General features: G+C 50.4%; 24 protein-coding genes. 12 read left to right on the top strand and 12 right to left on the bottom strand.

The genetic code is table 11. The annotated features are described in order from the left end of the window. The first annotated feature begins 157 nt into the window (after positions 1 to 157). The 4 genes from M2404_RS04370 to M2404_RS04355 all read left to right on the top strand — a co-directional run bounded on the left by M2404_RS04370 (position 158) and on the right by M2404_RS04355 (position 2,708). A complete protein-coding gene (locus M2404_RS04370; protein ID WP_259238509.1) occupies positions 158 to 658 on the top strand; it encodes an Mpo1 family 2-hydroxy fatty acid dioxygenase in 501 nt (166 codons plus the stop codon). Positions 659 to 940: 282 nt separating this feature from the next. Then, positions 941 to 1,681 carry an endonuclease gene (locus tag M2404_RS04365; protein WP_259238508.1) on the top strand — a complete coding sequence of 247 codons (741 nt, stop codon included), beginning with the start codon at positions 941 to 943 and terminating at the stop codon, positions 1,679 to 1,681. A gap of 258 nt (positions 1,682 to 1,939) precedes the next feature. Next, positions 1,940 to 2,473, top strand: a complete 534-nt coding sequence (locus M2404_RS04360; protein ID WP_259238507.1) for a hypothetical protein — start codon at positions 1,940 to 1,942, stop codon at positions 2,471 to 2,473. 13 nt (positions 2,474 to 2,486) lie between these two features. Further along, positions 2,487 to 2,708 (top strand): hypothetical protein, encoded by a 222-nt coding sequence (locus M2404_RS04355; protein WP_259238506.1) that lies wholly within the window; start codon positions 2,487 to 2,489, stop codon positions 2,706 to 2,708. 151 nt (positions 2,709 to 2,859) lie between these two features. Here M2404_RS04355 and M2404_RS04350 read toward each other — a convergent pair whose 3' ends face one another. Both M2404_RS04350 and M2404_RS04345 read right to left on the bottom strand, forming a co-directional pair. Next, positions 2,860 to 4,752 (bottom strand): methyl-accepting chemotaxis protein, encoded by a 1,893-nt coding sequence (locus M2404_RS04350; protein WP_259238505.1) that lies wholly within the window; start codon positions 4,750 to 4,752, stop codon positions 2,860 to 2,862. Between the two features lie 102 nt (positions 4,753 to 4,854). Continuing rightward, complete coding sequence (locus M2404_RS04345; protein WP_259238504.1) at positions 4,855 to 6,927, bottom strand: amidohydrolase family protein; 2,073 nt, start codon at positions 6,925 to 6,927, stop codon at positions 4,855 to 4,857. Between the two features lie 276 nt (positions 6,928 to 7,203). Between M2404_RS04345 and M2404_RS04340 the strand changes: the two genes are divergently transcribed. From M2404_RS04340 to M2404_RS04330, 3 genes are all read left to right on the top strand, one after another. Next, entirely contained in the window at positions 7,204 to 9,114 is a 1,911-nt protein-coding gene (locus M2404_RS04340; protein WP_259238503.1) for an extracellular catalytic domain type 1 short-chain-length polyhydroxyalkanoate depolymerase, read from the top strand. A 78-nt stretch (positions 9,115 to 9,192) separates the two neighbouring features. Next, complete coding sequence (locus M2404_RS04335) at positions 9,193 to 9,591, top strand: MAPEG family protein (RefSeq protein ID WP_259238502.1); 399 nt, start codon at positions 9,193 to 9,195, stop codon at positions 9,589 to 9,591. A gap of 83 nt (positions 9,592 to 9,674) precedes the next feature. Further along, positions 9,675 to 10,526, top strand: a complete 852-nt coding sequence (locus M2404_RS04330) for a PA4780 family RIO1-like protein kinase (RefSeq protein ID WP_259238501.1) — start codon at positions 9,675 to 9,677, stop codon at positions 10,524 to 10,526. A gap of 22 nt (positions 10,527 to 10,548) precedes the next feature. Here M2404_RS04330 and M2404_RS04325 read toward each other — a convergent pair whose 3' ends face one another. Both M2404_RS04325 and M2404_RS04320 read right to left on the bottom strand, forming a co-directional pair. Beyond that, entirely contained in the window at positions 10,549 to 10,977 is a 429-nt protein-coding gene (locus M2404_RS04325; protein ID WP_259238500.1) for a hypothetical protein, read from the bottom strand. Next, on the bottom strand, positions 10,974 to 11,480 hold the full coding sequence (locus tag M2404_RS04320) for a hypothetical protein (protein ID WP_259238499.1): 507 nt from the start codon (positions 11,478 to 11,480) through the stop codon (positions 10,974 to 10,976). The genes M2404_RS04325 and M2404_RS04320 overlap by 4 nt, the downstream gene beginning before the upstream one ends. 292 nt (positions 11,481 to 11,772) lie before the next feature. On the opposite strand from M2404_RS04320, the gene M2404_RS04315 reads away from it, so the two are divergent. Then, positions 11,773 to 12,435 (top strand): DUF4097 family beta strand repeat-containing protein, encoded by a 663-nt coding sequence (locus M2404_RS04315; protein WP_259238498.1) that lies wholly within the window; start codon positions 11,773 to 11,775, stop codon positions 12,433 to 12,435. A gap of 61 nt (positions 12,436 to 12,496) precedes the next feature. On the opposite strand, the gene yidD is transcribed toward M2404_RS04315, so the two are convergent. Genes yidD through M2404_RS04300 form a run of 3 tightly spaced genes read right to left on the bottom strand, consistent with a single transcriptional unit; the run spans position 12,497 to position 13,912 of the window. After that, positions 12,497 to 12,760: a membrane protein insertion efficiency factor YidD gene (gene yidD, locus M2404_RS04310; RefSeq protein WP_259238497.1), complete on the bottom strand. Its 264-nt coding sequence runs from the start codon at positions 12,758 to 12,760 to the stop codon at positions 12,497 to 12,499. Position 12,761: 1 nt separating this feature from the next. Continuing rightward, positions 12,762 to 12,980 (bottom strand): DUF4177 domain-containing protein, encoded by a 219-nt coding sequence (locus M2404_RS04305; protein WP_068236204.1) that lies wholly within the window; start codon positions 12,978 to 12,980, stop codon positions 12,762 to 12,764. A 41-nt stretch (positions 12,981 to 13,021) separates the two neighbouring features. Further along, complete coding sequence (locus tag M2404_RS04300) at positions 13,022 to 13,912, bottom strand: LytR/AlgR family response regulator transcription factor (RefSeq protein ID WP_259238496.1); 891 nt, start codon at positions 13,910 to 13,912, stop codon at positions 13,022 to 13,024. Between the two features lie 105 nt (positions 13,913 to 14,017). On the opposite strand from M2404_RS04300, the gene M2404_RS04295 reads away from it, so the two are divergent. Further along, complete coding sequence (locus tag M2404_RS04295) at positions 14,018 to 15,238, top strand: acyltransferase family protein (protein WP_259238495.1); 1,221 nt, start codon at positions 14,018 to 14,020, stop codon at positions 15,236 to 15,238. Here the strand turns inward: M2404_RS04295 and M2404_RS04290 are convergent. The 4 genes from M2404_RS04290 to M2404_RS04275 form a co-directional block, all read right to left on the bottom strand. Next, positions 15,204 to 15,887 carry a polysaccharide deacetylase family protein gene (locus M2404_RS04290; protein WP_259238494.1) on the bottom strand — a complete coding sequence of 228 codons (684 nt, stop codon included), beginning with the start codon at positions 15,885 to 15,887 and terminating at the stop codon, positions 15,204 to 15,206. The genes M2404_RS04295 and M2404_RS04290 overlap by 35 nt on opposite strands. Before the next feature lie 244 nt (positions 15,888 to 16,131). After that, positions 16,132 to 17,376 carry a hypothetical protein gene (locus M2404_RS04285; RefSeq protein ID WP_259238493.1) on the bottom strand — a complete coding sequence of 415 codons (1,245 nt, stop codon included), beginning with the start codon at positions 17,374 to 17,376 and terminating at the stop codon, positions 16,132 to 16,134. Further along, positions 17,376 to 17,996: a condensin complex protein MksE gene (locus M2404_RS04280; RefSeq protein WP_259238492.1), complete on the bottom strand. Its 621-nt coding sequence runs from the start codon at positions 17,994 to 17,996 to the stop codon at positions 17,376 to 17,378. Before M2404_RS04280 ends, M2404_RS04285 begins: the two co-directional genes overlap by 1 nt. Continuing rightward, the gene (locus M2404_RS04275) at positions 17,996 to 21,661 is read right to left on the bottom strand and encodes an ATP-binding protein (RefSeq protein WP_259238491.1); all 3,666 of its coding nucleotides are present in this window, start codon (positions 21,659 to 21,661) and stop codon (positions 17,996 to 17,998) included. Before M2404_RS04275 ends, M2404_RS04280 begins: the two co-directional genes overlap by 1 nt. Positions 21,662 to 21,790: 129 nt before the next feature. Between M2404_RS04275 and M2404_RS04270 the strand changes: the two genes are divergently transcribed. The 3 genes from M2404_RS04270 to M2404_RS04260 all read left to right on the top strand — a co-directional run bounded on the left by M2404_RS04270 (position 21,791) and on the right by M2404_RS04260 (position 25,205). Then, positions 21,791 to 21,922, top strand: coding sequence for a hypothetical protein (locus M2404_RS04270; RefSeq protein ID WP_259238490.1), 132 nt, complete (start codon positions 21,791 to 21,793; stop codon positions 21,920 to 21,922). 91 nt (positions 21,923 to 22,013) lie between these two features. Further along, on the top strand, positions 22,014 to 24,101 hold the full coding sequence (locus M2404_RS04265) for a TonB-dependent receptor (RefSeq protein WP_259238489.1): 2,088 nt from the start codon (positions 22,014 to 22,016) through the stop codon (positions 24,099 to 24,101). Between the two features lie 30 nt (positions 24,102 to 24,131). Continuing rightward, positions 24,132 to 25,205 (top strand): PepSY-associated TM helix domain-containing protein, encoded by a 1,074-nt coding sequence (locus M2404_RS04260; protein WP_259238488.1) that lies wholly within the window; start codon positions 24,132 to 24,134, stop codon positions 25,203 to 25,205. Here M2404_RS04260 and M2404_RS04255 read toward each other — a convergent pair. Beyond that, positions 25,171 to 25,803, bottom strand: a complete 633-nt coding sequence (locus tag M2404_RS04255) for a trimeric intracellular cation channel family protein (RefSeq protein WP_259238487.1) — start codon at positions 25,801 to 25,803, stop codon at positions 25,171 to 25,173. The two genes, M2404_RS04260 and M2404_RS04255, sit on opposite strands and share 35 nt — an antisense overlap. Between the last annotated feature and the right edge of the window lie 114 nt (positions 25,804 to 25,917).

Raw genomic sequence — 25,917 nt, 5'->3', positions numbered from 1 at the left:
CAAGCCTACGCCTTTAGCTACAAAATTTATTGCCTATATACGCCAATTTCACAACTTAGCTACATTGGGAACAAAGTGTCTCATTGACCCGCTGCCATACCGGATTTAGGCTTAGCAATACCCGACCCAACAGCGGACACACGCAGGCAGAATAACAATGAAAACCCTGACCGAACATTTAAGCCAGTATGCGCTATACCACCGCGACGAGCGCAATATTCTTACCCACTACGCCGGCATACCGTTAATAGTGGTGGCAGTATTTGCCCTGCTGTACTGGCCGTTATTTACGCTGGCAGGCATGGTTATTACCCCGGCATTATTGCTGTTTATTGGCAGTATGGCGTTTTACCTGCGGCTGGACTTGCGCTTTGGCCTGGTTATGTTTGTTTTTAGCGGTATTAGCCTGCTGCTGGCAGCAAAACTGGCCACCTTACCCTTCGGGTTGTGGCTTGGCAGTTCAATTGCCATTTTTGTTGTCGGTTGGGTGTTGCAGTTTATTGGCCATTATTACGAAGGCAAAAAACCGGCCTTTGTCGATGATTTGATTGGCTTGCTGATTGGCCCGTTATTTATTATGGCCGAGCTGGGTTTTAAACTTGGCCTGCGTAAACCGTTGCAGCAGGATATCGAGCAGATAGCCGGTAAAACGCATTAAGTCAGTTGCTGTTCAGCGCGGCTGAGTATGCTCTGGCTAACTGTAAACATATAAGCAAAAACAAGCTTACCCTAACCAACCGTTGGAGCCCCGGATGCTGACAAATTCGTCAGGAACGAATTTGAACAGCTCCGCTGGCCCGCAGGGTGAACTTCAGGATGAAGTTCACCCTGCGGGCCTACATGGACGTATTTATGGCGTGTTGGTGTGGGTAAGTTTGTTCGTGTTTAAAGCAGTATTTTAATAAAAAGAATTGGTTCTCACTGAAGTAAGTGGTAGTGAATGAAGTTTTTATCTTGTTGTGCCGGCAGCTTTTTGCTGCTGTTTTCTGTATTTGCTTTAGCCGCCCCCGCCAACTTTGATCAGGCCAAACGTTTAGCCCAGCGCATTCACGCCCCTGAAGCGAAAAGCTTTTATTGCGACTGCGATATTCGCTGGCAAGGCGGGAAAGGTATTCCCGATTTAGCCGGCTGCGGTTATCAGGTGCGTAAAAACGGCCCCCGCGCAAACCGGATAGAGTGGGAACACGTTATGCCGGCACACCACTTTGGCCACCAGCGCCAGTGCTGGCAAGACGGCGGACGGAAAAACTGCGTAAAAACCGACAGCGTATTTCGCGCCATGGAAGCCGATTTATACAACCTGGTACCGGCCATAGGTGAAGTAAACGGCGATCGCAGTAACTTCCGCTTTGGTGTTTTACCAGGCACGCAGCACCAACATGGCGCCTGCCCGGTAAAAGTAGATTTTAAACAGCAGGTATTCGAACCTGCCCCGCCGGTACGTGGCGATATAGCGCGTATTTACTTTTATATGGCTGACAAATACAACCTAAACCTGTCACGCGCCCAGCAGCAGCTGTTTATCGTCTGGCACAAGCAAGACCCGGTAACACCGCAAGAGCGTGAGTTAAACCAACGCATCCAACAACATATGGGCCACGACAACCCCTTTGTCAGCGGCAAGCGCGAGTGGAATTTAGGCTATAAACCAACGGGCTATGGTTTAAAGGTCAGCCAATAAAGCATAAATCAGTTTGTTCACTGCCACTGATTTTACGCAGCTCTGTTGGTCATCAGCAAACTGAGGCAATGAACCGGCAAACAACCATATTGACAGCACTCTGCGCCACATATAAGTTTGCCATCCACCCAAATACTACCACGGTGCTTATAAGCACCCGCAACGACTTAGAAAATGGACTCCTGTATGCGCTACCGGCCAATCTTCATTCTACCCCTTGTTATAATCCTCGCCGCGTGCAGCGATAATAATGCCCGTATGTACCAACAACTGTGCAGTGCAGAGTATCGTTATAACACCGAGGGGGCAGATGCAGCCATTGCCGCCATGCGTGAAGTCGGCAACGACCGCGAATATGTTGTAGGCAACAATGTTGCGCGGTTTTTAATTCTGCGCGGTGCTAAAACGCAAAACAGCAAAGACTTTGATAAAGCCCTTGCCATACTGAACGCGATGAAGCCAATGCTTGATGATCCAGAGCAAGTTAGCGCCCACTATATTAGTGTGCTTCGGTTCTTGGCCACCGCCAACGGCAGCAGCGATAATAGTGCCCGCAAAGAGTTAACACAGTATTGTAGCGAGTCGGCAGAGCCGGAAGCTGAGTGCTTACACGCCAGTATAATGGAGACCTTTCAGATACTCGGCACCAGCAATGGCACAACGAATAAATCGTCTGAGGATTTGGCGAACCTTTTTAACCGAACCTATAGCGCTGAGTTTAATGACCCAAGCCTGAACGTACTGCTGGATTATTCCCGTTCAGTAGTCACCAGTTGTGGCAGCCATGAATAGGCCAGCGGTGCCCATGATAAAAACGCATGGCTACATTACCACTGACCAGCCACCCACAGCGGCTGAATATATCGCCCTGCGCAGCAAAGTGGGTTGGGACTGCATTGAGCTTAGCACTGCGCAAAATAGTCTGAATAACTCACTGTTCAACACTACCGTGCGGCTTGACGGTAAGCTTATTGGTATGGCGCGTGTTGTAGGTGATGGCTTTTTACCGCCGCTACGGCTTTGTTGAACGCGATGGCGAGACACTGGGTAAAGGTATGTGCCGTTTTGTAGGCGAATAACACAAGAGGCAGTGTGCTTTACATTTAAATGCCCGTTAACTCCTTGCGAAGAGTAAAGAGGGGCATTTAGCTATCCTGCCACAGCGTTGTTATTAAACCCTACAGTTTGAAACGCCCCACTTCCTGCTGCAGTGATGCAGCAAGGTTTGCCAGTTCCTGCGCTTGTGCTTTGGCAGCCTGAGCCTCGGTTGACAGACTTTCAGATACAGTGCGGATAGACTCCGTGTTGCGGTTAATTTCACTGGTAACCGATGTTTGCTCTTCAGCTGCGGTGGCTATTTGAATGGCCATACCTGAAATCTCGTGAATGGCCTGGCTGATTTTTACCAGACTCTCGCTGGCTGAGTGGGCGTCACTTACGCTGGTTTCTGCCATTTGGTGGCTTTGTGTCATCGACTTCACTGCTTTAGCAGCAGTTTGTTGCAGGGTTTCAATCATGGTTTGAATTTCTTGCGTTGATGAATGCGTGCGCTGCGACAGCACCCGTACTTCATCTGCAACCACGGCAAAACCCCGGCCCTGATCACCGGCGCGAGCGGCTTCAATAGCAGCGTTTAATGCCAGTAAGTTGGTTTGCTCAGCAATGCCACTGATGGTGGACAAAATACTACTGATTTTTTGCGAGTGGGCATTTAATTCACCAATAATAGTACTGGCTGTTTCTACTTCACGGGCCAGATCGCGAATAGAAGTTTGGCTTTTTGTTACTTGCTGTTTGCCATGTTCAGACAAGCTAACAGCATCCTGTGCCGTTTGCGCCGTATGATCGGCATTACCGGCGATTTCCTCGGTGGCGGCAGCCATTTCGGTAACAGCCGTCGCTACCATGGTAACTTCATCTTGTTGTACTTCAATACGCTGGCTGGTTTGCATGGCAGAGTTGCTGCTACTTTTAGCCTGAGTTTCCAGTTGGCCGGCAATATCGTGCATACGCGAAATCATGCCGTGTAAGCGCGAAACAAAACGGTTAAAACCAGAAGCCAGTACGCCAATTTCGTCGCGCTGGTTAGCCGTTTTAATGCTTACAGTAAGATCACCTTCACCTTCGGCAATATTGTTAAGCGCCTGGGCAACACGCTCTAAATCGCGGAACTGCAGTTTAAAAATGGCGATAAGAATAATACCGAATAGTATCATTAAAGCACCACCGGCAAATGACATAATCCAGGCCAGACCGGTTGATTGCGCCATAATCTCCTGCTTGCCCATAACAAAAATTAAGGCCCAATCGGTGTGTGGAATAGCAGTGGTGTAGACCAGTTTGGTAGATCCATCCAGAATGTGCTCTGTCAGGGTAGCGGTGCCCATATTTTGGGCTAGCCACGGCAGCGTAAAGCTGTTGTCTATGTCGGTAATTTGTTTTTCGTTTAAAGCTTTGTTGGGATGGCTGATAATCAGACCACTTTTTTGCACCATAATGCCATAACCGTCGCCCGGTACTTTCAGTTGTAAAACGGCATCGGTTAGCTGTTCAATGGTTAAATTGGCGGCAACCACACCATACAGCCGGCCAGAAACCATCACCGGTTCGGCAATAGTAACAACTTGTTTTTTTAGCGATGAACTAATGTAAGGCGCGGTAATGGCAATAGTGCCTGCGGCTTTTGCATCCAGATACCAGGGGCGGGTGCGCGGATCCAGATTGGCGTTGTCCAGTGCTGCGTCCTGGTACATCATTACCCCCGCTTCGCTACCAAAAAACGTAGAGCCAAACCGGGCGGCATTTTGAGTTTGCAGCAAATGTAGCCGCACATTTACTTCCGGATCGGCTTCAATGGTAGATTTCAAACTGCTGATATTACTTTTTTTATCCTCCATCCACTGCCCTACACCACCGGCAAAAGTAGTGGCTAACTGGTCTATTTTTTCCTGAGTATCAATCAAGGCATGATGGCGGATAAAGTAGGTAGTAAGACCAACCAGTGTAATCACGGTAACCAGAACAGCGGCCAGGCTGCTAAATAACAGCCGCATTTTTAGCGTAGAGTGCATGAAGATTTCCTTGTGATGTAGCTCTGGCAAATATTAGGACAGAATAAGTTCGGCAAGTATAGATTAGTTAAGAAAAAACAATGTACTTAGCAAAGACCCAGGCTAATTTACTTTTACATACTGCATAATATTAATAAAGGTGTCAGTCCAGTAGGTATCGCGGTTGGCAGCCAGGTACGCTAGCAGTTCAGCGTGGGCGTCTGCCGATACACTTAAGTGATCGCCACCGATACCATGGAAAGTAAAATTCACCATAGTGCCGTATTGCGCAGCCTGTTTAACCAGCGCGATTAACTCTGCACCACTGCTACCCACCGGAGCTATTACCTCAACTGCATGCACATTTAACTGCGCCATATTGGCAACCACAGGCCCTGTTTTGGCCTTTATTGCGACAAAGTCGTCGTATATCAGCGGTAAATAAGGCTGGCCGCCTGCTGACTCGTCTCCGCAGGGAGCGGTAAAGGTGCGTTCGGTTTTACCGTCGATGGCAAATAGCATGCTGTTAGCCAACCGGATTTGTTGTACCAACTGTACCGCGCTGATGTTATCCAGATCATTTTCCGCTGCCACCCAATCACGGCCGGGTTTGCTAGCAGAACATTGATGAAACAGCGTATGGTTGCCCAGTTCATGGCCCTGCGCGGCAGCTGCACGCCACTCGCTTAAACGTGCAGCTAACAGCGGGCTGGATAACTGCAGGTAAAAACTGGCTTTAAGCTGGTGCCGGTTTAGCTGCACCAGCGCCACATCCAACTGCGAGGCCAGTGTATCGTCATACGCCAGGCTTACCGCAGCTTTAGCGCCGTTTGGCCAGTTAAATTCCGCTGTCGGCGGTTGCGATGCGCCGTTGTTGGCTGCAACAGGTAAATGCTGACCTGTGCCACGATCAATAAAGCGGCCATTTTTAATCACATGGGCAATATCAGAGCTATGGCTGATATCAGCGAAGGGATCGGCATTAACAATTAGCAGGTTGGCCACTTTGCCAACAGCGATGCTACCAGCCTTAGCTGCAATACCGATGGTTTTTGCGCTGTTCAGTGTAGCGGCTTGCAATGCCTGTGCTGGTGTTAAGCCTGCCAGTTCTACCAGCAGTTTCAGCTCATGATGCAGCATAGGCAGTGGCGCAGCATCATCAAAAGTATCAGTGCCTGCCGCCAGCGTAATACCTTGCTTTAGAGCCAGTTTGGTCAGAAAAATACCGTGCTGAAACATCAACTCGCGGTTAGGGCCCCTATCACGGTGTTGCTCAAATACTGTCAAAGTGGCGTCCAGTACTATGCCTTGCTGCTGTATGCTGCGCAGTAAACTGTGGTAGTTGCTGCTGTCAAACGATGCCGCTTTAACGGCTTCACTGATAGAGGCATCCTTACGCCGCCAGGCTTTATAATCCGGAATAACTTCAGCAGATAAATCTGGTATATGTGATATTACCTCAACACCGGCGGCTACCACTGCAGAAGGTTTATCCGGCCCAATATACGCATGCGACCATACCTTTAAACCGGCTTTTTTTGCCGCATCTGCCAGCGGTTTAACTATGCTGGCCGGTACATCGGCATAAATTTTAATACCCGTGGCACCGGTGCCCAGCACACGCTGCATCAGGGCATCAACATCAGTATTATCGTCCACCGAGCGCATCCAGTCGGTTTCACCGGGCGTTTCGCCTTTTGCCGCCGCTGCGGTTCTGGGATCGCTGAAAAAGCTTTTGCCACCCAAAATAACTGAGTAGTAAATATCCGGCGCCTGAATTAAATCAAGCTGGGCGCTACGTTTTAGCCCCGCAAGCACGCGCACATCACCGGCCATATCCCTTACCGACGTTACCCCACCACGCAGCAGTTTTTGCAGGCGCAAACGCGTAATATCGGCATTGTTGTAGCCTTCAGGTTCAGTCGCGTGATGCACATGAGCATCAATTAAGCCCGGCAGCACATATTTACCGGCCAAATCTACCTGTATATAACTTGAGGGTATCGGCTGGCTGTCTGGCAAAATAGCGTGGATAGTATCATCTTGCAGCAAAATGGTTTGCGACGGCTTTATGGTAAGGCTTTCCACGTCAACCAGATTAATGTTAGTTAACGCGATTTTAGCTGCCCAAACCGGCAGACTAATAAGAGTAACTACCAGTAAGACTGTTCCGGCTAGCTGTTGTATTAAGCGCATATTGCATTTCTCGTTGTTATTATCACTACACTATATAACCAGCTATATGTGCTGAGTAGGGCATTTAACGGTTAATTGTTACCACCCGTCGGTAAATCAGCCATTTGCTCCGTTGCCGCCAAGACTGCTGCACTAAAGTACTAAACCACTTTTACCCGCTACCGCCTATAGTTTTTACCACGCTGAGGCCTGCTGCTGCGGTTGGTATCACACAGACAGGGAGAGGCTGCGTCGCTTCGGTGTTCAATAAAACAATAATGATAAGGAACAGACGACGTGAAAAAACATCACTCTACACTGGCAGCCATAGTTACACTTGGTCTGCTAAGCTCTGCTATGGCAAACGCCGGTAGCTGGCAACAAAATGTCGCCATTGGCGGCTTTAATAAAGTGCACCTTTATACACCGGATTCCGTATCCGCCGTTGGACAGGGCCGGGGCCTGCTGCTGGTGCTGCATGGCTGCACCCAGTCGGTAGATGCCTATTTAACCGCTAATCTGGCGCAGGCGGCAGAACAATATGGCTTGGTGATTGCTGTACCGGATGCAATGAACAAAGCGGGTTTTGGTTGCTGGTCTTACTGGCAGGGCACCCGATCACGCACAGCGGGCGACTATAAAAACCTGATCACCCTGGCCACCACGCTAACCGCCAACAGCGGTTATCAAATTGACCCGAATCAGGTTTATATTGCCGGTTTATCCTCTGGTGCCAGTTTCGCCCATACCACCGCTTGTCTGGCACCGGATATTTTCGCCGGTGTGGGTGTCAGCGCTGGCCCCAGCATTGGCACCAGCTCTAACGGTGCTATTGGCCCGTGTGAAACCGCCAATGTGGCCAGCCGCTGCACGCAATATGCCGGCAGCTACGCCAGCCACTTTAGCAGCCAGATTGCCTCAATTGCTCATGGCCGCAGCGATACCACAGTAAACCTGTGCTACAACGAGCAAAATGCCACCGGCATGGCCGGTTTGTATAACGTAACGCGGCTAAGCGGCGAAAACCTGATTAGCGAAGGCAGCAGCCGTACTGCTGATGAAACTCTGTGGCAGGATGGCCGGGTATCTATGCTGTGGTTTAATGGTGTTAACCATGCATGGTCTGGTGGTCAGGCTGCCAGCGGTGCTTACATCAGTGCAGGCAGTATTAATTATGCCAGCTATTTAGGGCAGTATTTTCAGAATAATAACCAAAGGGTTAACCGCAACAGTGCGCCAGAGCTGAGCAATATCAGCGTTAGCCAGGCCAATAACCAGATCAGTATCAGCGGTACAGCAGTTGATGCCGACGGTGATAGTATCAGCATCAGTGCCAGCTTTACCAACAGCCTGAACCAGAAACAAAACGCCGTTACTACGCCGGACCCCACAGGTAATTTCAGCCTGAGCAGCCCACCACTGGCAAACGACTGGTACCAGATAAGTGTAAGCGCCAGCGACAGTAACGGCCTGCTCAGCAGCACTTACAGCGCTTCGTTACTGCTGGGGCCTCCGCCACCGGATGCAGCCCCCGAGCTGAGTGAACTGCAGGTAAGTGTTAACGGCCAGTGTGCTATGGTAAATGGCAAGGTGTTTGATCTAAACCGCGATTTAGCCTCTGTTAGTGTGGAATTCAGTAACGGCACCATGAACGCCACTGTTAACGGCGATCTGTTCAGCGCCCAGCGTTGTAATCTGCCCGGTGGCGAAAATACCGCCTTAATAACAGCACTGGATCAAAGTGGGTTGTTCAGCACTGAGCTGCTTAATTTCAGTATAGATGCCGGGCAAAACGCTACGCTGGATCAACATATCAGTGCTGGCCGGTTAGATTACACCAATTATGCCAACTGCTATCTGGAATATGGTACCGCCAGCTTTGTGCTGCGCGAGCAACTGGTAAGCGGCGCCCAGTGCCGCTGGCAGGATAATGACGGCAGCTGTTTTGGCCCAAGCCAAAGTTGCAGCACCCCAGGCGGTGGTGGCGACAATGGCGGTACCACACCACCACCGGCAGACTGTGTGCAATTTAGCAACAACAATTACAGCCATAAGGTTGCCGGCCGGGCATACAGCACAGGTAACCCGCTGCTGCCAGATTATTTTGCCACCGGCAGTAATACTGCATTAGCCGGTTCTACCTGGGGGATCAGCACATTGCACTCTACCAGCACCGGTTACTGGCAAACAGGTGCTTGCCCACAGTAAGATGCTGTAAATTAGCTAAAACAACGCTATGCTAAAGCCCGTGCCCGTAACGGGCTTTATAATTTCTGAGGATACACTATGACAACAGCTTTATATGCCGCAATACTTGGCCTGTTCTTTCTACTGCTAAGTGTTAACGTGATAGCGAAACGCCGCCGTTTTCAGGTAGGTATCGGCAGCAAAGGTGAATTGTGCCTGGAGCGCGCTATACGGGTGCATGCTAATTTTGCTGAATATGTGCCCTTTGCTCTGCTATTGATGTTTCTGGCCGAGTACAGCGGTTTAGCTGCTATTTACCTGCATATTTTAGGTATTGCGCTGCTACTGGGCCGGTTAAGCCATGCCTGGGGCGTGCGCCAGCTAAAAGAGCCGTTTAAATTCCGTGTATTTGGTATGCTACTCACATTCGGCGTTATCGCCTTGTCTGCACTGGCAATTATTGTGCTGTATTTTGTCCGCCTCTACATCGCCGGGTAACCGGCGGTAGTGCTGCAATTATTTTCAGGCCAGAGCCCATGTAAGCTATTTCTATGCGCCGATAACTAAGGTATAACGGCGCAATGAAAATACCGAAACGTATTCAACCACTGGTCGATGAAGGCCTGGTGGATGAAGTCATCCGCCCGCTGATGAGCGGCAAAGAAGCCTCTGTGTATATCGTCCGTTGTGGCGACGATATCCGCTGCGCCAAAGTGTATAAAGAAGCCGATAAACGCAGCTTTAAGCAAGCCGTGCTGTATCAGGAAGGCCGTAAAGTACGCAGCAGCCGCCGGGCCCGCGCGATGGAAAAAGGCTCTAAGTTTGGCCGTCAGCAGCAGGAAGAAAGCTGGCAGAATGCCGAAGTAGATGCCCTGTTTAAACTGGCCAAAGCCGGTGTACGTGTGCCGCAGCCTTATGGCTGTTACGACGGCGTATTGTTAATGGAACTGGTATGCGACGATGAAGGCATGGTAGCACCACGGTTGGCCGATGTGGCAATGGATGCCGATTTAGCCATAGCTGATCACGCCACTATGCTGCACTACATTGTGATTATGCTGTGCGAAGGCCTGGTACATGGCGATTTATCTGAATTTAACGTATTAGTCGACGACCACGGCCCGGTAGTGATTGACCTGCCGCAAGCGGTTGATGCCGCTGCCAACAATAATGCTAAATGGATGTTCTGCCGCGACGTAAATAATATGCGCGACTATTACGGCCAATATGCCCCGGCACTACTTAGCACCCAATACGCCGAAGAAATCTGGGCGCTGTATGAAGCCGGAGCGCTACACCCTGAAGTAGAGCTAAGCGGCGAATTTATTGCTGATACCAGCGAAACCGACGTTGATGCGGTACTGGAGCAAATAAAAGCAGCCTTTGCTGAAGCTGAAGCGCGCAAAGCCCGTGCACTTGAACAAGACGATTAGGCTTTCACTGTTACGCAACAGGTTAAAAACAGCGTAACGAGCCCGGTAATAAAGTTTTGCTGTCTGCCGTTAAGTAAAATGCTGTCATAGAGCTGGAAATAAATTCGCCTTGTGCGTCTTGCTCCTGCAGCTCTATTTTGCAATCCCATACCGGCTGTAACTGGCCGTTTTCCTGTTCAAACTTTGAGGCTGTGCAGGATGACTTCACACTAACGTTATTATCGCTGGCATAACTCACCGATAAATTAGTAGCAAAATGCTGGCCCAGTGTCAGGCTTTGCGCCGGGTTAGCCGCAGAGGTTTGCTGGCAATTTGGCTCACTGCTTAACGGTAATGCCATGTTCTGCATAAACACCTGAAACACTTGCTCTGCCTGGGGCGGCGTTACGGCTGCCGGGCCGGCACAGGCGCAAGCAGTAAACAACAACGCGAGCAAAGCGGGATTTTTCATATCAATTTACCGTAATAAAATTCAACCGTCGTACCTGCAGTTTTGTAGGCGTTAGTAAACTTAACTTTAAACGCTTCCAGCGTGTCGGCCACAACCTTGTTGCCGGTATTGCTGTAGTTCCACACCTTACCGTGCGACAAAATACCAATATGCTTACGTGGATGATTGCCCATTACCAGTGCCCCTCCTACCTTGCTGACATTAGACGCCAGCGTAACGAAAATCAGGCATTCCGTCATTGCGGCACTTTTATCTTCCAGCAAGCCGGTTTGCTGTGAGCGTTTAAAAATATCATCTACCCGGATAGTGGCACCGGCATCGGCTTTCTGTTTATCGTCCCAGGTAAAGTTTTTACAGGTTGGCCCGGCAAATTCGTAGCCCATGACATGAGAAACAAAATGTGCACAGTGGTTTTGGCTATTATTCTGGCCAATGCTAAACGGACAAAGGTAGCTGATATGCTGATTAAGATTATTATCAATATCGGTTGGAACTTGAGACATGCCTCAGATCTCCTGCAAATGTGCGCCGCTACCGCTAAAACCGACACTAAACCAATTTCAAAGTTAAATAAAAAGTTAAATTAAGTTATAAAAATATATCATAAAAAGCCTTTTTTCAAGCGTAAGAACCTGTAGAAGTAAAAACTTATTAATTAGCATTTCCAGCCACATTTTGGCGAAAAACTTCACAAACATAAAAGGACAGGAATTTAATTCATTAAATTTCAAACAGTTAAATATGGCAAAGCTTTTGCAAAACCTATGGCAACCTAACTATAAAAAGGATATCACCATGAAATTATCTCAAATTGTTGCCACTGTAAGTTTAGTGATTGCGTCCGGTTGTCTGGTTAATGCTTATGCCGCAGAGCATGGCAGTATTGATAAAGTACTGGGCTCAGCTTCAGTGAGCAGCAACCAACACTATGACGACATTTCGCTGGTAAATGGCAGCGTAAAAATGGCCAGCAACAGCAGTGCCAAAAGCGTTTCTACCGTTAATGGCAGCATAGAGCTGCGCGACAACGTAAAGCTGCACAGCGCCAGCACAGTAAACGGCAGTATTGAAAGCGGCAGCGGCTTGCAAGTAGCAGATGAACTCAGCACCGTTAACGGTAAGATTTTAGCCGGTAGTAATACGGTTATTGGTGGCAATGTCACCACCGTGAATGGCGACATTGTGCTGGATAACAGCCAGGCAGGCCGTGATGTAACTACGGTAAATGGCGACATTAAATTAACCGGCAAAACAGTGGTAAAAGGTGACGTGGTATACAAACCACGTGGTAAGAAAAAAGCTTTTTTCGGCTGGAATAATGACAAAAAGCCCACTTTGTATATCGGCGCTGATGCTGTGGTAGAGGGCAATATTATTCTGCAGCAAGAAGTTGAGCTGCAGATCGAAAACCCGGCGATGCAGGCTAAAGTGGTAACACAGATTAACGACGGCCGTTAACCGGTAAAGCAGCAGCGGTATGTTTATTACCGCTGCTTTGGTTTATCCCACTTGCTATGGTTTAGCGTTTAACAGCACATTTTAACCCTGGATTATGCTCAGCCGCTGGTACCGGCTCGATGCATTTGCAAAAGCTGTCGCGATGGCTGCAGCGCTTAATGCGCTGCCAGCCCAGCAACACACCACGGCGCAGACCAAAACGTTCAATGGCGGTGTAAGTATAGGCAGAGCAGCTGGGTTCAAAGTTGCAGTCAATACCAAACCAGCGTTTACCACCACCACTGCTACGGTAACGGCGTATTGCCCACAGCAGTAGCCGTTTCACTTTAGCGGGCCAGCGTAACAATCATGGCTTCACGGCTCCAGAACAACCAGAAACGCTTGTGCTCAATCACCTGAAATACTACCTGCCAGCCCTGTGCAGCCTGCGCATTGAGCTCTGCCTCAACTTTTTTTAACGGCAAACCTGAAGCACCGAAAAATATAGTGCCACAGCCACCTTCAGCGATATGGATCACTCTGTATTCTTTAAACTGTGTCGCCATAGTATGTCGCCCTTAATATTATTAATGTGGGTGGAAGTTCTTCAATTCGCTGCATCGGGTTGCAATGCGGCTCTGAATGCGTCTTTAAAACGGCGTGACAGCGCCAGTTGCTGCCCGCTTTTAAGCAAAATATCACCATCGCCGCTGCTGTCGTAGCTAATGCTGTCTATCGCATTATGGTTTACTGCCAAACTGCGATGAATACGGCTAAAACCTTTGCTGCTTAGCTGCATCAAAGTGTTACTTAACGTCGCGCGCAGCGGATAAATACGGCCTTTGCTGTGCAGGTTAACGTAATTGCCGCTGGCTTCCAGCCATTCAATATCATCTACCCGGATCAAAAACTCTTTATCCAGCTTTTTTACCAGAAAATGCTCCGGCGCTTTTACCGGCTGCGCTACACCGCTCTCTTCAGCATTATCTAACTGGTGCGCTTCACCTTTGATACGGCTGTAAACGAACTGCGCCAGCTGGTATCCCAGCAGAAAAAACAGATAACCCCAGGCATCTTTACGGTATTCGTAGAAAAACTCGCGTAACAACGGGCCGAAGTTGTAATTCCAGCCGTGCCAGTAATAAATCAGCTCGCGCAGACCCACCATAATGACCACATGGCAGACAGAAAACACCAGGCTGCCGAATAAATGCCGCAGTAGCTGTCGGCGTATGCCGGTTAATTGCAACGGATGGCGGCTAAACCACCAGAAAAACAGCGGGCACAGCAGCAGGGTACTTACCGCGCTGCTGTATTCCCACACTATGGGCTCCCACAACTGCAGGGTATTATTGCTGTTTCTGCTGTGTTCCATCCAGACAGAACTGGCGTTAATAGCGGCATTAATAAAAAAATATACTGTAAGTATCAGATAGCTGAATAACTGCGGATGCCTGTCAAACCGCTCAAACGCACTTTTTGCCTTACCGTTCGTCACACTGTACCACCTGTTATCCCCAAACGCCGCCTGTCAGTCATTCTGCTGTTTCTCATGCTATTGCAGCACCGCACTATAGCGCAACAGTAATAACGGAGCACCACAATGACCACCACACCTTATCAGCGCCACTACGACCTGGACTGGCTGCGCACCCTGGCCTTTGGCCTGCTGATTTTGTATCACATTGGCATGTACTATGTAGCCGACTGGGGCTGGCATATTAAAAGTGATGTAACCAGCGAAGCGTTGCAAAACCTGATGATATTAACCAACCAGTGGAGGATGTCGCTGTTGTTTTTTATCAGCGCTATGGCGCTGGCGTTAGCGCAGCAACGCAGCAGCCGGTTAAGCTTGTTTCGCCTGCGCAGTAACCGCTTACTTATTCCGCTGCTGTGTGCCATGTTTATTGTGGTGGTGCCGCAGGTATATTTTGAGGCTTTATCGCAGCAGCTCATTGAACCGGGTTATCTGAGTTTTTGGTGGCAGTATATTAACCCCAATACAGAGCTGTTAAGAGATCACCACAGCCCTATTGGCCTGCTAACCTGGAACCATCTGTGGTTTTTGCCGTATTTATGGTGCTACAGCGCACTGATGCTGTTGTTCGCTGGCCCGTTAAACCGGCTTGCCACAGCAAACTGGCTACAGGCCATGCCGGGGCGCTATGCTTTTTTACTTATCGTTGGCAGCATGATGCTGGCCTGGCTGACATTACGCATGCATTTTCCGTCTACCCATGCGCTGCTGGATGATTGGTATAACCACGGTAAATATATGCTGGTATTTATTGCTGGTTACCTGTTTGCCCAGCAAGGGAACTGGTGGCTGCAGGTTATCCGCTACCGGCGTTACTTCCTGCTGGCGGCCTTACTGTGCTATAGCCTGATTATTGCTGATCGTAACGGCGTATTTGGCAGCTTACCGGATAATGAAATCACCTTTATGTTACGGTTGGTTTTCTCTGCCGTGCTGTCGCTGAATCACTGGTGCTGGATCCTGGCCTTGGTGGGTTACGCAGGCCGTTACCTGAACCGGCCAACCAATAAGCTGGATAAAAACGGCAGCCTGTTGCACTACAGCAATAACGCTATCTTGCCTTGGTATATGCTACACCAAACCCTGATTATCGTATTTGCCGTATGGCTAAAACCACTGGCACTACCGGTAGGCATTGAAGCTATAGCGTTAATAGTGCTGACCTGCCTGGGCTGCTGGGCTGGTTACGAGCTAATCAAACGCTTCTGGCTAAGCCGCTGGTTGTTTGGTTTAAAAGTTAAGCTGCCTGCTGTTAGCTCTGAGCGCGCATCGCCAGCAACTCATTAACCGTAACAAACCGGTAGCCTTTTTGCTTTAAACCTTCAATTATTAACGGCAGAGCCTCACGTGAGGCCTGCCGGCTTTGGTACATCACATGCAACAAAACAATGCTGCCGGGCTTAGCATTGTTAATCACATACGCCGCCATCGCCTGGGCGTCACTTGCCAGCTTTGGATCAGTTTCCGGCTCAAGATCCCACATAATCGTCGTGCGGTTATGCTTTGCCAGATACCAGGGTAGCACCAGCAGCTTTTTGCCATAAGGTGGGCGAAACAGAATATCGCCTTTATACCCTGCACTGCGAATAGCTGCATCGGTTTGTTCAATCTCTCTGGCAACTGCGGTGGGCGACATTAGCAACATACGCGGGTGACTATAACTATGATTACCCAGTTGATGGCCAGCAGCCAGCAGTTGCCGGGCCTGAGGTAAATTTTGCGTTGTTTCTTTACCGGTAACAAAAAAGGTCGCGGTTACCCGCTCTGCTGCCAGTATGGTCAGCACCTCATCAGTAAAGCGTTTGGATGGGCCGTCATCAAAGGTTAGGGCAATAACTTTTTCGTTGGTATCCACCCGGTGTATCAGCTCACCAAACAGCTGGAAGCTGCGGGCTGAAGAGAGTTGCCATATGCCATAAAGTGTCGCAAGCAACACCACAGCTGTGATCAGAGTTTTTTCATCATATCAGTTAATTTGTGCAATACGCGGCCAGATGCTAATCAGCGTAAACTGAATTGTGGCTGAGCAACAGCGGACTAAACTTGCTTCACTGTTGAATTGTTGCTAATGCGCATGCCTTAGCCCCCAACCCAACTGTACTAGTTAGCCATCGGGTAATCACTGCCATTAAGCCGCTGTTGCAGGTAGCGCAGTGTTTGTGCGCTCAGCGGCGGGTAACTCATCCGGCGGCCTGCAGGCTCAGGCTGATATCGCGGATAAGCAGCAGGCTGTTAACGGCGCTGGCTGGCACTTCGTCACGTTTAATGGCAAACATATGTTTTTCATCCTGCGGCAATGCCTGATACTCAGCAATAATCTGATACAGCCAGATTTCGCTGTCCCAGCTTAGTTGCTGTTCCGCCAGGTATTCCAATGCACTTACCGGCCCGGCTTTATCAATAACCCGCAGGTAGAAGTTTTCTACATCAGTTTTCAGTGCTTGCTGGCGGGCAGCAATTTCTTCATCTTCCATTACCGCAGCAAAACTGGCGCTTTGCTGATCCGGCAGGTTAATAACGGCTGCTCTTGGCAACGCCCGCACCAGTTCGGCCAGGATCTGCCGTTCGCTGGCTTTATCCAGCGCAATAGCAGCTTGCGGCTGTATTGCGGCGGCCTGGTTAAATAACAGTGGCACGTCAGAGCGGTTCGGGTAATCGGCCGGCTGATACTTCGGGTGCTGGCGTAAAAACGCCGCCATATTAGTGATTAGCATGGAGCGTGCCTGCTGCTGACGGAAGCGGGCTAATAGCTCGACTAAGCGTTTTTGCACTTCCAGCAGGCTACTGTGATGCGAGCTAAGCTGGTGCTGTAGCTGGCTTACCAGCAACTTACGCAACTGGTTATTGCCCTCAGACAGCTCGATCAGTTCATTAAAATCGAGCAAGTCGAGGCCATCAAGTAAACGGCGCAATTGCTTTTGCGCCCGCTCGTTCTCACGGATCTTATCATCCAGGCTGGCAACAAAACCAAAATCGCTGTTAAGCCGGTGCCATAAGCTGTCTATAGCTTCTTCAAACTGGCCGCTTAAATCGTGTACATGCTCGGTTAGCCGTTGCAGTTGCAGCTCTGCCACGCTGTAGTCGCCTTTGTACTGCGCATCGCGGTACGCCTGCACCCGGTTACGGATTTGCTCCAGTTTCTCTGCCACGTCGGCATTAATCTGACGGCGGTTTTCATCGGCCACCATACTGGCAATCAGCTCGCTTACCAGCGGCCTTAGCGCCAGTGGCTGTTGCTCGTCCGGCCGCCACAAAATACGCGCGGCAATCAGCTTTTTCAGTGCGCTTTCGCTAAAGGCGGCTTCATCAATAAAACCATCCAGATAGCCCTGCATCAGCGCTTTATGGTGCTTACCCAGCAGCGCCAGCCGTTCAGCACCCACGCTAAACAGGTTAGACGCCGAACCTGTATCCAGCGGCGCCATTACAACATCGCCTGCTGAGTTGGGGTATCATCTACCGGCAGATGCTCTTCATCGCGGATAAAGCGAATAACATCAATTAAATAGTCAATTTTGCCGGTAACAATATAGTACTGCCGGTCGCTGTGCGGTTGCAGCAGGTAGCCGTGCTCTTTTAAGCGGCGGAAAATCAGCTTTACCTGGTTGTCCAACGCGTCGCTCTGGCTGTTAAAAAAGCGGTCGCTGGCCAGTTGGTTTAAGCGCTGGCGCAGGCTTTGGTTATCCTCGGTGCGCAGCACAAATTCCTGCAGCTTAATGGTATCACCTGCAGTTAACGCACTGTCGCGGCCCAGGGTTTCCTGCACCAGTTGCAACCATTCCAGCAGCGGTAACAACGATTGTACGGTTAAAGCAAACTGGCTGCTTAATTGCTCACGCGCGACTTTGTTTAACTCGTGATACGCCAGAAAATACACGCTGTTATCGTCATTACTCACTAAACGCCGGTTTAGTGGCCGTAAGTAATGGTTAATATCCTGCTGGGTTTGTTCCTGGCTTAAATGGCGAAAGGCATCTTCGTCGCTAACCTGGCAGATAAAAGCACCGGCCAGCAGCCGCTCCAGTAAAGGACCATGTTGTAACATTAGCTGGCCTCCTGTTGCCGCTGTGCCAGCCGCTCGGCTAAGCGGCTGGTTTTCGGTTGAATACGTTTTAACTGGCGTTTTGCCGGGTCCTGTTGGCTTGGTTCAATTAAATAACGGTGTTTAAACAGCATCAGTACGTCAGACTCCGGGTTAGGAAAGGCACCGACAATAATAATGTTGTTGGCGCTGCAGGCGGCAAACAGCTTTTCTACGTTGTGATACGCCAGGGTGCCAATTTCATCTATCGGCCAGTGAATGGCTACTTTGGCCTCGCCACGCAGCAACCGGGTAAAGGCCAGCAGGTACTTACATAAAATCAGGTACGCCATACCGTGGCTGGATGACTCCAGCAACTGGCGATCATTTTTAATCACCAGCTCAGAGCCGCCTTCGCTTAAGTGCAGCTCAAGCCGCAGTAAGGATTCAATAGTGTATTGCTCATCGGCACGCAGCAGCTCGACTACATCAGCCAGTGCGTTAAGGTACTGCTCGGAAGGCAATGCTTTGCCTGAGGCGCCCCAGTCGTCGTACAATTTAGCAAAGTGTTTTAACGGCTGCCAAAAGCCCAGCTCGTCAATGGTAGATAAAATACGCACTTCGGATTTGCTGATGCCTTCAAGCACCAAATCGTCTGCTACCGCTTCGCTTAAGCGGCGGCTTTGCAAGGCAATGCGGCGGTTAATATCACTAAATACCGTAAAGAACTTTTTCAGGTCGCCACCAATATTTTCGCCCATTTCAAGCAGTTGCTGTTGCTGATCTTTTAAGATGCGCAGTAAATCGGCCAGTATAGGCAGTTGCTGGCGCTTACCGGCGTAATCGGGCAGTTTGCGTTTTTCGTGCTGCAGCCGGTCGAGAAACTCGCTGCCGGCGTCTTTACTTAAAGTCGTTTCAAACTGATCCAGTTGCGCACTTAGCTGCTGATCCAGCTTGCTGCGTTGCTCCAGTGCTTCATTACTGCGGGCTAAACGCTCTATTAAATCGGCTGACGCCGCAAGTACAGCCGGTGTAACCTCAGCCAAATGCAGCTCGGCCAGTTTTAGTAGCAGCGGTTTTAACTGGCTTAGCCAGGCATCGGGCTGCTGCATTTTGTCCTGCCACTGGCGCTTTTGCTCATCCAGCCGTTTCTGGCTGGTGGCAAAATCAGCTTTTAACTGGCTAAGCAGTTGGCTTAATTCACGTTGTTGTTGTTTTAATTCGGTTTCTTTGCCCAGTAATTGTGGCCGCAGTTGCTGCCAGTCCAGTTGCATAAAGCGTTGCCACTGTGTTAGTTCGTCCTGGCGGCTTTCGGTGGCTTTAATATCGGTTTTTAATTGCTCCTGGCGCTGCTTCAGCTCAACCAGTCGTTTCGGATCTATACCCTTAGCCGATAACTCTTCGTTAAACGCCTGCTGCAATTCACTCAGTTGCTGTTTGTTGTCGTCGCGCTTGCGCTCCAGTTGGCGTTCCAGTTCGTCCAGTTGTTCATCAAATACCTGCAGCTCAGCCTGCCAGTCGGCTTTTAGCTCAATTTTCTGTGTTTGATGATCGGCTTTAAGCGCCTGTAAATCCTGTTGCTGCTGTTGTTGCAGTTTTTCCAGTTGCTGTTGCTGCTCTGCCAGTGCGGCACGTGCGCTGGCCTGGCGCTGTTTAATCAGCTCGCGCTGCGCGGCTTCCAGCCGGTTACGCGCATCGCGGGCGTAGTCAATATTTTGCTCAGCCTGGGTATATTGCCACTGCGCCTGCTCCAGTTGGGCCTGCACCAGCTCAGCTTGCTGATGGCTGTCTTTCAGCGTTTTTTCGGCAGCAACCTTACTAGCCGTCGCCTGCTCCAGTTGTTGCTCGGCACTGTGTATGCGGTGGCGTATGGCCGCTTCATCCTGGGCGTAGTCGGGCGTGTCTATTGCCGCCAGTTCCAGTTGCAGGCCGTACAGGCTGTCACTTAACTCGGTGAAGTGCGGCTGTAAATCCTGCCGTTCCAGTAAACGCTCGTCCAGCACCTTACCCAGCTTTTGCTCCCAGCCGCTGTAATGCAGCCGCAGATAATGGCGTAAACTGCCCTGTTCCGGCGTAAGCTGGCGGTGTAGTTGCTGCAGTTGCTGCTCGGCCAGATGCCGCGCTTTGCTGGCCTGCTCCAGTTGCTTATCGGCCTGTTCACGCTGTTGCCGGGCTTGCTGATATTGCTGCTGCAGTTGCTGTACCTGCCGCGCCTGCTGCTGGGCCTGCTGCTGGGTTTGCTCCAGCCGTAGATCAGCGCTACGCAGCTCGTCATGCTCGGCATCGGTTAGTGCGGAATGGCTCAGTTGGCTTTGCAGCACGGCAATGCCATTGCTGCATTGGGTTAATTGTTCGGCAAAGCGCTGCTGTTGCTGCTGTAAACGCTGCGAAAAGGCGCTTTCCAGCGCAGAGAGTTTAGTGTCTTGCTGCTCGCGGGTGCTGTCTTTTTGCTGTTGCAATTGTTTAGCTTTACCGCGCTGTTGCTCACTTAAGCGGTTAAAGGCTTCAAGCAGCTTGGCTTTTCGCTGCTCTAACTGGCGCTCCATATCGCCGTGCTGCTCTACCATCAGCTGGTATTGTTCCAGCAATTCCTGCAGGGTGTCACGCCACAGTGGCAGCGCGTCGGTATCGCGCTGCAGTTTGGCCATATCACGGCTTTCAAAACTATCATACTGCTGTTGCAGCTGATCTAACCGCGCGCTGGTTTCAGTTAAGTCTGCCTCAGTTTTACTCAGCTTGCTGTTTTGCTCTATCTGCTGCTGTTCAAATTGCTGCTTTAACTGTTGCAGCTGACCGCGCAATAGCTGTACCTGTTGCTCGGCATCGGCCTTTTGCAGTTTTTGTTGCTGCTCATCCTGCTGCAATAGCGGCAGTAGCGCGGCCAGTTGGGCTTCGGCGCTATCCAGTTGCAGCGCCAGTTGTTTTAAGCGTTCAAAATCCTGTTGCAGTTTGTCCAGCCGCATCGACTGGCGCATTTGCTGGATCCACTCGCGCGCCTTGGTGTTTTTCACCTTGGTAGTAGGCAGGGTTACGCCGTCTTCTTCAAAAATGGCCGCTAACATCGCTTTTAGCGTATCCATTTTGCCTTCTTTGGCATGCACGGCGCTAACCAGCTTTTCAATGTGGCGCAGCTTATGGCCACTGCTAACCAAACTAAAGCTGGCGGCTAAACGGCGCAATTTTACGCTATCGGCGTTGTTGCCACGCAGTGCCGCGGCGTCGTTCTGAATAATGCTGCGGTATTCACTGGTGGCACTGATTTTATGCGATACCTGCACATCAGCCAGGCTGCGCATAGCGCCAGCCCAGTCATTGTAGCTGTGGCCTTTTACACCCTCGGCGGTGTGCTGCAAGTAATGATCGCTATGGTAAGGCGCGTTAATAAAGCGGTAATCAACCCCGCCATCGTTTTTACGCGTTAACACCACCTGACAAATATCGCCGTTTTCACGCTGGTATTCATACACGATATAGCTGTTAGAAAACGGCAGATAAAATTCATCAAACTTTTTGCGGGTTTTCGGCACTACCCGGTTAGGCTGTTCGCCAAAAAATACCGGCACCAGCCGTTGTAAGGTGGTTTTACCCGAAGCATTGGTACCACAGATATTGGTGTGTTCATCCAGTTGCAGTTCCACCACACCTGGCAGGTGGGTGTGAATAAGCACAATACGAAGTAATTGAGACATAGCGCATCCTGTCGACGGTGCAAAAACTGCGCACCGCAGTCAATGTTTTAGTGCGGCTTATTATCCATGGAATGCGGCTAAATACCAGTTTGAAAAGCACTGGCAGCACAACAAGGCGCCGCACCACTTATGCGCATGAATAAAAGCCGCTCTACCGCACGACGTTATCTGGAATATTTGCTGGAAAGTGCAGAACTAATGGTTGATCAACACTACGGTGCTATCGGCCGTCCAGAACGCAGCTATCGTAAGTGCCGTTAGCTGGCTTATACAGTGCTGGCTTGACTTTTGTTAACAATAGAATTATAAATGCGAACCATTCTCATTGCATTTTATGTTAATAAGGTTGCTTATGTCTGCACTGCCCCGTTTTACTCCATCCCGTATCGCTTTGGCATTGTTATTATGCAGCCCGCTGTTGCAGGCCAACGACGATGCCATAGAGCATATTCAGGTTAGCGCCACACGCAGCAGTGCGCCGGTTAGTACGGTACCGGCCACCATTACCGTGATCACACAAGAGCAAATTGCCAGCCAGCTGGCGTTGACCCAGGATATTTCGGCCATTTTAGGCAACCTGTTACCCGGCTTTTCACCCAGCCGGCAAAAGCTGACCTCAGCCGGTGAAACACTGCGCGGCCGCGAACCACTGTATATGATTGACGGTGTGCCGCAATCTAACCCGCTGCGTAACGGCTCGCGCGACGGTAAAACCATAGATCCGGCGATGATAGAACGTATTGAGGTGATCCGCGGTGCTAATGCCATCCAGGGTATGGGCGCCAGCGGCGGCATTATTAACATTATTACCAAATCAGCCGGTGACAACCGCCATCAGCTTAGCGCTGGCTTTACTACACCTACGGCTGGCGGCAGCGATAGCCAAAGCTATAAAGCCAGTTATTTGCATAGCTACCAGCAACAGGGCTTTGCTGTGGTGGCCGGCGTAGCAGCCAGCGATACCGGTATGTACCGCGATGGCGATGGCAAGCTGATTGGTGTTGACGGCACTCAGGGCGATACGATGGACTCGCGCAGCATCGATGTGTTTATCAAAGCCCGGCAGCAATTAAGCAATACCGAAACACTGCAGCTGATGGTTAACCATTATAAGCTGCGTGGTAACGGCAACTATGTGCAGGTACCGGGTAATGTGAATGAGGGCATAGCAGCCACTTCGGTACGCGGCGAAACCGAAGGCCGCGCCCCGCAGAATAAAGTCACAACCGCTACGCTGGATTACACTAACCAGGCAGTGTTGGGCGGCAGTTTAAGCTGGCAGCTGTTTTTACAGGACTTTGCTGCCTTGTATGGCGGTGGCCGTTTTGCCGCTTTTCAGGATCCGGCTTATGGCGAGAACCTGTATGATCAATCACAGAATAAATCCACCAAGTATGGCAGCCGCGTAACCTGGTTTAAACCTAATCTGGCAGTAAACGCGCTGGATTTAAGCACCGGCGTTGATTGGCTACAGGATAAAACCTATCAGGAACTGGCGCTGACCGGCCGCAACTGGGTACCGGAGGCAAAATTCAATAATATCGCGCCTTTTGCCCAATTACGTTACAGCGCAGTACCCGACTGGACCTTTAGCGTAGGCAGCCGTTATGAATACGGTAAGCTGAAAGTGGCTGATTTTACTACACTGGCATCTTACAACAGTACCTTTGTTGCCGGGGGCGAGCCAGACTTTACCGAACTACTGTTAAACGCCGGTGCCGTATGGCAACTGCATACTAATGTCCGGTTGTATGCCAGTTACAGCGAAGGCTTTAGTATGCCGGATGTTGGCCGTGTACTGCGGGATATCAACACCCCGGGCTTGTCAGTAGACAGCTTTCTGACTATACAGCCGGTGATTTCCGATAACCTGGAGCTGGGAGTAGAGTTCAACTTCGACAACTGGCAACTGCGCGCCAGCGCCTATCGCTCCGACTCTGATTTAGGCTCGCGCTTAGAACCCGATGCCGATGGCATTTACAGCGTAATGCGGGAAAAAACCGAAATAGACGGTATTGAAGCCGAAGGCCAGTACTATTTCAGCGCTGACAGCCAGTTGGGCTTTAGCTATGCCCGCACGAAAGGCCGTTTTGACAGCAATGCAGATGGTAGAGTTGATACCGATCTGGGCGGCGTAAATATCGCACCGGAGCGGTTAAACCTGCACTGGCAACAGCAATGGTTGCCCAAGCTTAGCAGCCGCCTGCAGGCCAATATTCTGTTTAGCCATACGCTAAATACCGCTGAACAGTTTAACGGCTATACCACTCTGGATTTAAGCAGCAGCTATGATACAAACTATGGCCGTTGGACCCTTGGCATAGAAAACCTGACCGACAAACAGTATTTTACCTACTATGCGCAAAGCACACCGGCTAATGCCCGTTACTTTGCCGGTATTGGCCGCACGCTAAACTTAAGCTGGAGCCACAGCTTTTAAATGAACTTGCTTTCTATGAGCTTATTCTAAATGGTGTTAACCGCGGCGCGACTGCATCGCTACCTAAGCTGGGCGCTGGGCATCTGGCTGGTATTGCTGAGCGTTAGCGGCGCGGTGTTGCTGTATAAAAACCCGCTGCTGCGCTGGCATTACCCGCAGTTGCAGCATATTCAGCCAGTGGCCGATATCAGCCACTGGGGGCCGCTGCTCAACCAATTACAGCAGGATGCGCAGTTTCGTTATGTAAAATTCCCCGCTGCTGATGCACTCTGGCTGGAAGCCGTTACGTTCGATAATCAGCGGCACTATTACAATGAGCAACACCAACTACTGTTAATCCGCAATGTGCACAGCGACTGGCTGGACTGGCTGTATGATTTTCATCTGCATTTACTGGCGGGTGAAGGCGGCCATACCGCAAACGGCATTATCGGCCTGTTTAGCCTGCTGTTATTACTCAGCGGCCTGTGGCAATGGTGGCCACGCCGTTTCAATCGCCGCCTGTTTAGCCTGCCAAAACCCGACAGTAGCCTGCGTAGCTTACGCCAGTACCATAGTCTGTTAGCGCTACTGCTATTGCCATTGCTGCTGTTAACCAGTGCCACCGGCGCTATGATGGTATTTAGTAAGCAAACCCAAACCGTGCTGCACACATTAATGCCCCCCTCTGCACCGCCAGCCCAACCGGTACGCCATATCGCGGCGGTGCCGCTTAATGCCACCAACTGGACAGCTGCCCTGCACAGCGCACAGCAGCACTGGCCCGCACAGGCATTACGGCTGGTGAGCCTGCGGCAAAAAGACGATGACCCGATAAGCTTTCGTGCCAAAGCCACAAACGAATGGCACCCGAATGGCCGTGGTGTAGTGCAACTTAACCCGTTAGATAACACTGTGCTGTTTGCGCTGCCAGCAACTGAGCTGGCGCTGGCCGATCGGCTGCGTCACAGTTTTTACCCGCTGCATATTGCTGCCGTGGGCGGTACACTTTATCAACTGGCGTTGTTGTGCACCGGCGTACTCAGCCTGGCCTTATTGCTACTGGGGCTGATTTTTAGCTGGCGCCGGCTTAAGGCTCGTTCAGCTCGTTGTGGTGCTTACTAAATACCGGTACCGTTAGTTGCCATTTCATGGCTGCTAAACGCAGCAGTAACAACGCCAGCATACCGCTAAGCATAGCGGGTAGTTGCGCCACGCCCAGTGCCAGCAGGCCGGTATAAACCACACCACCGAAAATACAGGTTACGGCATATAGCTCGCCACGAAACACCATTGGCACCTCACGGCACAGCACATCGCGGATCATGCCGCCGCAAACACCGCTCATCGTGCCCAGTAATATTGCCACCATAGTTGAAGTGCCATGATCCAGTGCTTTTTGTGTACCCATAATAACGAAGAATGCCAGGCCCAGTGCATCAAACAGCTGCAGAGTATTATGCGGAATGGTTAAACGGTTGCGAACCAGCAAAATAGTGGCCACAGCAGCGATAAAAATGGCGTAAAAATAGCTGTTATTGTTAATCCAGATCACCGGGGTATCCAGAATCACATCGCGCAAGGTACCGCCGCCTATAGCGGTAACACTGGCCAGCACTATTACACCAAAGCCGTCCATCTGATTGCGCCAGGCGGCTAAAGTGCCGGAAATAGCAAACACCGCAATGCCCAATAAATCAAACCAGTGAAAATAGCTTTCCATATCTGCCCCCAGGCTGTTTCAGCGGCCAAAGTAACAGGCTTTAGCAACAGCGTAAATAGGCGGCTAAGCTATAAAAAAGCCGCCCGCTTTACTGTTCGGATAGCGCGGTTTGTG

The sequence above is a fragment of the Rheinheimera pacifica genome (genome assembly GCF_024809855.1).
Lineage (GTDB): Bacteria > Pseudomonadota > Gammaproteobacteria > Enterobacterales > Alteromonadaceae > Alishewanella > Alishewanella pacifica_A.
The sequence above is the reverse complement of the archived record's forward strand: the minus strand, read 5'-3'. Positions and strand labels throughout refer to the sequence as shown.